This is a genomic window from Ilumatobacter sp. (genome assembly GCF_049588435.1).
Taxonomy (GTDB): Bacteria; Actinomycetota; Acidimicrobiia; order Acidimicrobiales; family Ilumatobacteraceae; genus Ilumatobacter_A.
On sequence record NZ_JBAVYV010000165.1, the window covers coordinates 1 to 7,162 of the forward strand.

Sequence of the window (7,162 nt, forward strand, 5' to 3'; positions counted from 1 at the left end):
GAGCAGACCGCAGCGACGTTGCCCGCCGGGTCGATGCGACCCGGACCGCCCACCTGGATCAGAGTGATACCGGGACGCGCGGTCCACTGTGCGAGCAGCTTCGAGGTCGACGGCCGACCCACCCGGATGACGACCTCGGGTTCGTGCGCATCGGCGAACCAGTCGCTGCGCAGGAGGGCATCGATCGCGCTCACGTCGCTGTGGTGGCGCACGCCAGAGGTCGGGTCGGCGATCACCGGCCAACCGGTGCAGCGGCGGAGTTCGACGATCCGTTCGGGATCGACACCGTGACGCCCGCCGACCAGGATCACTCCTCGATCGGTGTCGAGGCCGACCGGTACCGGATCGGTGTCGATCGGTGCGGGCGACGCCGCGGCGCTCCCGGACGTCGCCGACGTTTCGATCGACGGTGGAAGTGCGCAGGCACTCCCGATCAGCGGCTCGCGGAACGGAAGGTTGAGCTGGACAGGGCCGCTCGTCGCGCGTTCACATGCTCGGGTGGCAAGAGCGCGCCACTGCCCTGCCTTCGCGACCTCGGCGACACCCGGATCGTGGAACCAGCGCACGTGCGCGCCGTACAACTCGATCTGATCGATGGTCTGGGGCGCGCCGACGCCGCGGAGTTCCTCCGGGCGATCGGCGGTGAGCACGATCATCGGGACCTCCGACAGACCGGCTTCGACCACCGCCGGGAAGAAGTTCGCTGCAGCGGTCCCGCTGGTGCACAGCAGGAGCGCCGGTGGAGACCCGGCATCGACCGCGAGGCCGAGGGCCGTGAAGCCCGCCACCCTCTCGTCGTGCACGACGTGCACCGTCATGTCGGAACGGTCGGCGACGGCGAGCGCCATCGGGGTCGATCGTGACCCGGGTGCGACGATGGCGTGGCGGATCCCGAGGCGAACCCACTGATCGACGAGCGTCGCACAGAAGGTCGCCTGGACGTCGGGTGGCGCGGTTGAGGTGTCGAGTTCGACCATCGTGCACCGACGATACGGCTCTACCCTGGGTGTCGTGGACACCGACACCGACCAGAGCACCGGCACTGCCTCCAGCACCGACACCGAGATGGACGTGGCCCGCCCGGTCGTCTCGATCGACATCTACTCCGACGTCGTCTGTCCGTGGTGCTACATCGGCAAGCGCCGCTTCGAGGCCGGCCTCGCCGCTGCGACGGCGGACGGTGATCTCGGTGTCGACTTCGACATCGAGTTCAAACCGTTCCAGTTGGATCCGACCGCATCGCCCGGTGTCGCCGGCCCGGTGATCGATGCCTATGCGAAGAAGTTCGGTGGGATGGAGAAGGCCGAGCAGATCATCGGCCACGTCACGCGGACCGCTGCCGACGACGGGCTCGAGTTCCGGATGGACCGTGCGCAGCGAGCCAACACGTTGCTCGCTCACCGACTGATCTGGTGGGCGGGACAGCCGGGTTCACCGGTCTCGCAGGACGCGATGAAAGAGCGACTGCTCCAGGCCTACTTCATCGACGGCACCCACGTCGGTGACGCGTCGGCGCTCGCCGACTGTGCCGCCGACATCGGTCTCGACCGCGATGCCATGTTCGCCTTCCTCGAGTCGTCGGAGGGAACCGCCGAGGTCGCCGTCGAACTCGATCACGCACGCGATTCCGGCATCACCGCCGTGCCCACCTACGTGTTCAACGACCAGTGGTCCGTGCCCGGCGCCCAGGACCCCGCCACGTTCGCGAAGGTGCTGCGCAAGATGGCCGAGAACGCCCTCGACGACGGCACCGACGATCCGGCGTGACCGACCGGGCGGTGCTCGCCCACGGCTTCACGCAGACCGCGCGGAGTTGGGTGCACATGCAGCAGCTGCTCGCTCCCGATCTCGACTCCGTTGCCGTCGACCTGCCCGGCCACGGCATCGCTGCCGATCTGGCGACCGATCTGTGGGGAGCTGCAGATCACCTCGTCCAGCACGGCGGCACCGGCGCGTACGTCGGGTACTCGATGGGCGGCCGGATTGCGCTGCACGCCGCTCTCGCACACGCCGACGACGTCCACCGTCTCGTGCTGATCGGAGCCACGGCCGGAATCGACGACGCCTACGAGCGCGCCGTCCGACGTGCGAACGACGAGCGACTCGCGGATCGCATCGAGGACATCGGCGTGGACCCCTTCCTCGACGAATGGTTGGCGAATCCGCTGTTCGCGCGTCTCGACGAACGCTCTGCCCAGCGTGACGATCGCCGGCGGAACACACCGACGGGGCTCGCGTCGAGTCTGAGGACCTGCGGAACCGGGACACAGGGACCGCTCTGGGGACGTCTGTCCCAGGTCCGGTGTCCGACGCTGGTCCTGGTCGGCGAGTTCGACCCCAAGTTCACCGCTCTCGGAGAACGGCTGGTCGACGGCATCGACGACAGCCGGATGATCGTGATCACCGGAAGTGGGCACAGCGTGCACCTCGAGGCCCCCGAACTGACCGCTGAGGCGATCGCCGACTTCCTCAGGTGATGGCGAGCCCGACGGTCGCGAGCAAGCCGTAGGCCAACTGGAGTCGGCCGGTCTCGCCGAGCACACCGATCAGCTCGGGGCCGACCGCACCGCGCAGCACGGTCCTGGCCGGGCCGATCGCCAACGGAATGGCGACGAGCGCGATCAGAACCGGGGGGCGATCGATCGCTGCGAGGACGATCACGACGAACGCAGCGGCGATCAGCACGACATAGAGCCACCGGGTCCGGACGTCGCCGAGTCGGACCGCCAACGTGCGCTTGCCCACCTCCCGATCGGTCGGGATGTCACGCAGGTTGTTGATCACGAGCAGGGCGCAGGCCAGGGAGCCCGTCCCGCACCCCATCACGATCGACAGCCCGGTGACCACCTCTGCTGCGGCGTACGTGGTGCCGACGGTCGCCACCAATCCGAAGAAGACGAAGACGAAAACCTCGCCGAATCCGAGATAGCCGTACGGGTGCGACCCACCGGTGTAGAACCATCCGGCCGCGATGGCGGCGACGCCGACGACGAGCAACCACAGGCTGGTGGACAGCGCGATCGCGAGTCCGGCGATCGCCGCGATCCCGAACGCCGTGAATGCCGCGCGTTTGACGCTGCCCGCCGACGCCAGCCCGCTCGCGACGAGGCGCGCCGGTCCGACACGCGCGTCGTCGGTTCCACGGACGCCGTCGCTGTAGTCGTTGGCGTAGTTCACCCCGACCTGCAAGGACAGGCTGACGACGAGCGCGAGCGCCACCCGCCACCAGACGACACCACTGCCGAGGCCGACGGCGCAGGCAGCACCGATGGCGACCGGCACCACCGCGGCAGGCAGCGTTCGAGGACGGGCTCCGATCAACCAACGATTCATCTGTGCGCCATGATGGAGCCGATGACACCCGTCTGCCAAGCGCGATGCCCCGACTAGTCGCAATCGACCGTCCGGGTGGACCGGAGTTCGTGCGCGAGTTGCAATCGATCTGGGATGCCGGAGATGCCGCATTTCCCGTCGACCAGCGTCTGCCGGGCCACGCGAAGGCCGAACTGTGCACCGCCATGCGCGTCGGCGACGAGGTGGATGCCGGTGATGCACTGGTCGTTGCAACGAGTGGATCGACCGGCACCCCGAAAGGCGTCGTCCTGACCCACGAGGCCATCGTCGCCTCGGCGGCCGCCACGACGAAGCGGCTGGGCGTGCGGGAGGACGACCACTGGTTGGCATGTCTTCCGCTCTCGCACGTCGGGGGTCTCTCGGTCGTCACGCGCAGCCTGCTCTCCGGAACCCGACTCACCGTGCATTCGGGTTTCGACGCGGATGCGGTGATGACAAGCGGAGCGACTCTGGTGTCACTGGTGTCGACCGCGCTCGGCCGGATCGACCCCTCCGTGTTCCGCACGATCGTGCTCGGCGGGTCGCGTCCGCCAGCCGACCGTCCGGCGAACACGGTCACCACCTACGGCATGACCGAGACCGGCAGCGGCGTCGTGTACGACGGCCGCCCACTCGACGGGGTCGACGTCGACATCGACCCCGTCGGTGAGATCCGGCTGCGTGGTCCGATGCTGCTGCGCTGCTATCGCGACGGCGTCGACCCGAGGGACCGAGACGGTTGGTTTCCAACCGGCGATCTCGGCGTCTGGCTCGGCGACGGTCGACTCCACGTCGCGGGCCGGAGCAGCGATCTGATCATCACCGGCGGCGAGAACGTGTGGCCCGAGGCGGTCGAGGCGGCGTTGAGGACGCACGACGCCGTTGCCGACGTGATGGTTCGGGGTGTCGCCGACGACGAATGGGGCCAACTCGTCGAAGCGATCGTCGTGGCCGCGCCGGGGTCCGAGCCCACGCTCGACTCGCTGCGTGGACACGTCAAGGAACAGCATCCGGCGCACATGGCCCCGAAACGTCTGCGCGTGGTCGACGCCATCCCCCGCACAGCGCTCGGCAAACCGATCCGCACGTCGTGACCGGTCTCACCCGAGTTCGAAGGTCGTGACGCCGTAGATGCCGGACCACGGCAGGCGTGGGGCATCGCCGAGGTACATGCGGGCGCAGCCGAAGTTCTCGATCAACCCGTGACGACCGGCCAACTCGAGGCCGTCGGCGTTGTTCTCCGGGACGTCGATCGACACCTGATCACCGTTCGCGTGCGACACCATGGTTGCGAAGAGCGAGTTCGCGACGTCGGCCCGGTCGGCGAACAACGGCCCGATCTTGAAGCCGGTGCGACACGGCCGGATGACGCCCATTCCGACGATTGCGCCGCCTTCCACCCACGCCCGCCCACATCCACCGACCGGTGAGATCCAGCGGCGGAGGAACCGCGCTCGGTCACACCCGAAGTACTTCCGGTCGAACGCTGCGACATCGTCGAACGCCAGGTCGGCGAGGTCGACCATGCCCGACTCGCCGCCATGATCGATGTGTCCGACATGATCGATGTGTCCGACACCGGAGTCGACGCTCACATCGACGGTGCCGGTCATCCGAAGGTTGCGATGCGTGAACTCGAACCCACCCGATCGATAGAAGGGCTGCATCGCAAACACCCCATCCATGCCGATCGACGCGCCCGGATCGAGTCGCGCCAGCAGTCGATCCCGGCGCCACGCCCAGAATTCCCGACCGATCCCACGACCGCGAAGATCCGGTCGAACGATGAAGAACCCCATGAATCCGAACACCCCGTCGTACGACACGATCGAGCCACTCGCGATCATCTCGCCGTCTCGCTCGGCGCACACGAATCCGTCCGGATCGGTCTCCCAGAACGCATCGGCATCATCGAGACCCGGGTTCCAGCCCTCGCCCGCGGCCCATTCGATCGCCGCGTCGAGTTCGACTCGCGTCGCGCCCCTGTACACCGTCACGAACGACCACCGTACCCCACGGGCCGTGCGGGTCCGGGTGGGATGAGAGCGATGACGACATCGGCCGGCTGCGATGTGGAGCGACGAGGATCGAGATCGATCGTCCCGTCCTCATGGACGACGGCGAGGGGTTCGGATCCATCCACCGAGTCGTCGGTGCTCGCTCCCGGAGCGATCGTCCAGCCTTCGCCGAGCCGCCGATCGAGCTCGGTGCGGGTCAACCTCCCACCGAACGGTCGGGGCGTCCACGGGTCGGACACGCCACCGATCGTGGGAACCTCATCGGGCAGCAACAGAACGTGGCGGCGTCCGACGTGCTCGGTCAGCCGAGCCACGAAAACGCTGTGCACCGCACCCGGATGGAACGACACGAGGACCTTCGCCAGGTCGGCCTGTTCCATCGCCTCGTCCACCGCCACCGCACTCCCGTGGAGCGACACGGTCACCATCTCGTCGTCCTCCACCTTCCCGGCCCGCTCGGCCTCGCTGCTGACGATCAACACGGTCGGCACACCGGCCGTCACGAGCGCATGTCCGAACGAGGCCAGCCACGGGTCGTCGCCGAACAGACCGATCCCTCGTGGCGCAGCACGTGCGACACCGAGAGCCCGGGCGACCGGCTTCGCGCTGAGGCCGTAGATCACGCCGGTGGTGATGATGACGCCGAAGACGACCGGGAGCATGAAGGTGACGTCGTAGCCCTTGTCGGCCAATTGCAGGGCGAACTGCGCCGCAGTCGCCGCAGCCACGATGCCGCGCGGGTCCATCCATGCCACGAAGACCCGCTCCCGCGTCGTCAACGGTGTCTTGAGCAGGGAGACCGCCGCGGTCAACGGCCGCACAACGAGCACCAACACGGTGGCGATGCCCAGGCTCGGCAGCGCGTACTCGACGAGGTCGTCGATCGCGATCAGCGCCCCCAGCACGATGAACAGGGTTCCGATCACGAGAACGTCGAGCGTCTCCCCGAAACCCGTGATCCGGTCGATCTTGACGAGGCGCTGGTTCGCGACCACGATGCCCATCGTCGTCGCTGCGAACAAGCCCGCTTCCGACAGCCCGATCTCGGCGATCGCGAAGGCGGCGACTGCGAACAGCACCGCCACCGATGCCTCCATGTCGTCGGTCAGCAGGAACCGCGACATCACGAACACGAGCACGGCTGCCGCGATCGCGCCCACGACGACACCCAGTCCGAGCCGACCGGCCAACTGGACCAACGGATGGATCTCGGTTCCGTCGGGCCGCAGCACGAGGTTCATCACGATCACGCCGATGGTCGCCCCGAGCGGATCGAGCGTGGTTCCCTCCCATCGCAGAACCGAACCCAGCGGCTCGCGCGGGCGGACCGTTTCGAGGATCGGACCGACGACCGTGGGACCCGACACCGACAGGATCGCCCCGGTCACGAACGCCAGCTCGCGGGGCAGCCCGAGGATGAGCATCGCGGTGATCGACCCGCCCACGAACGTGATGATCAAGCCGATCGTCACGAGCCGAGCCACCGAGCGCCGCGACCCCTTGGGGAGGTCGGCGACGCGGAGCTGGAGCCCGCTCTGGAACAACAGCAGGCTCAGGAGCAGGGTGACGAGCGGGAAGAGCATGTCGCCGAACAGCTCCTGCGGCTCGACCAGACCCAGCACGTCCCCGGACAGGATCCCGGCGGGCAGCAGGAGCAGCAGGGACGGAATCCGCACGCGACGGCCGATCCACTGGGCCCCGATCCCCAGGACGAGGATCGACGACAGTCCGACGATGATCTCGTTGTCGCTCATCGGCGATCGCCCGTCTGTCGCACGGCTGAGGACACTAGGTGCACCCGAGGTTCCGGG

The 7,162-nt window shown here is 68.0% G+C and carries 7 protein-coding genes; 3 read left to right on the plus strand and 4 right to left on the minus strand.

All coding sequences use genetic code 11. The annotated features are described in order from the left end of the window. On the minus strand, positions 1-977 hold a 977-nt coding region (gene menD / locus WBV89_RS06075; protein ID WP_423980443.1), incomplete at its 3' end, for a 2-succinyl-5-enolpyruvyl-6-hydroxy-3-cyclohexene-1-carboxylic-acid synthase. Positions 978-1,011: 34 nt separating this feature from the next. Here menD and WBV89_RS06080 point away from each other — a divergent pair. Both WBV89_RS06080 and WBV89_RS06085 read left to right on the plus strand, forming a co-directional pair. After that, entirely contained in the window at positions 1,012-1,767 is a 756-nt protein-coding gene (locus WBV89_RS06080; RefSeq protein ID WP_423980444.1) for a DsbA family oxidoreductase, read from the plus strand. Next, positions 1,764-2,477: an alpha/beta fold hydrolase gene (locus WBV89_RS06085; protein ID WP_423980445.1), complete on the plus strand. Its 714-nt coding sequence runs from the start codon at positions 1,764-1,766 to the stop codon at positions 2,475-2,477. The genes WBV89_RS06080 and WBV89_RS06085 overlap by 4 nt, the downstream gene beginning before the upstream one ends. Here WBV89_RS06085 and WBV89_RS06090 read toward each other — a convergent pair. Further along, positions 2,470-3,333 (minus strand): 1,4-dihydroxy-2-naphthoate polyprenyltransferase, encoded by an 864-nt coding sequence (locus WBV89_RS06090; RefSeq protein ID WP_423980446.1) that lies wholly within the window; start codon positions 3,331-3,333, stop codon positions 2,470-2,472. The two genes, WBV89_RS06085 and WBV89_RS06090, sit on opposite strands and share 8 nt — an antisense overlap. A gap of 44 nt (positions 3,334-3,377) precedes the next feature. Between WBV89_RS06090 and WBV89_RS06095 the strand changes: the two genes are divergently transcribed. After that, positions 3,378-4,427 (plus strand): class I adenylate-forming enzyme family protein, encoded by a 1,050-nt coding sequence (locus WBV89_RS06095; protein WP_423980447.1) that lies wholly within the window; start codon positions 3,378-3,380, stop codon positions 4,425-4,427. Positions 4,428-4,433: 6 nt separating this feature from the next. Here the strand turns inward: WBV89_RS06095 and WBV89_RS06100 are convergent, their stop codons facing one another. Together WBV89_RS06100 and WBV89_RS06105 are read right to left on the minus strand one after the other, a co-directional pair. Continuing rightward, positions 4,434-5,330: a GNAT family N-acetyltransferase gene (locus tag WBV89_RS06100; RefSeq protein ID WP_423980448.1), complete on the minus strand. Its 897-nt coding sequence runs from the start codon at positions 5,328-5,330 to the stop codon at positions 4,434-4,436. Beyond that, positions 5,327-7,105: a cation:proton antiporter gene (locus tag WBV89_RS06105; protein WP_423980449.1), complete on the minus strand. Its 1,779-nt coding sequence runs from the start codon at positions 7,103-7,105 to the stop codon at positions 5,327-5,329. The genes WBV89_RS06100 and WBV89_RS06105 overlap by 4 nt, the downstream gene beginning before the upstream one ends. Positions 7,106-7,162: the final 57 nt, after the last annotated feature.

What these genes read in the sequence shown, in the direction of transcription:
- WBV89_RS06095 (WP_423980447.1), top strand. Translation starts at nt 3,378, where the DNA reads ATGCCCCGACTAGTCGCAATCGACCGTCCGGGTGGACCGGAGTTCGTG.
- WBV89_RS06105 (WP_423980449.1), bottom strand. Translation starts at nt 7,105, where the DNA reads ATGAGCGACAACGAGATCATCGTCGGACTGTCGTCGATCCTCGTCCTG.
- WBV89_RS06090 (WP_423980446.1), bottom strand. Translation starts at nt 3,333, where the DNA reads ATGAATCGTTGGTTGATCGGAGCCCGTCCTCGAACGCTGCCTGCCGCG.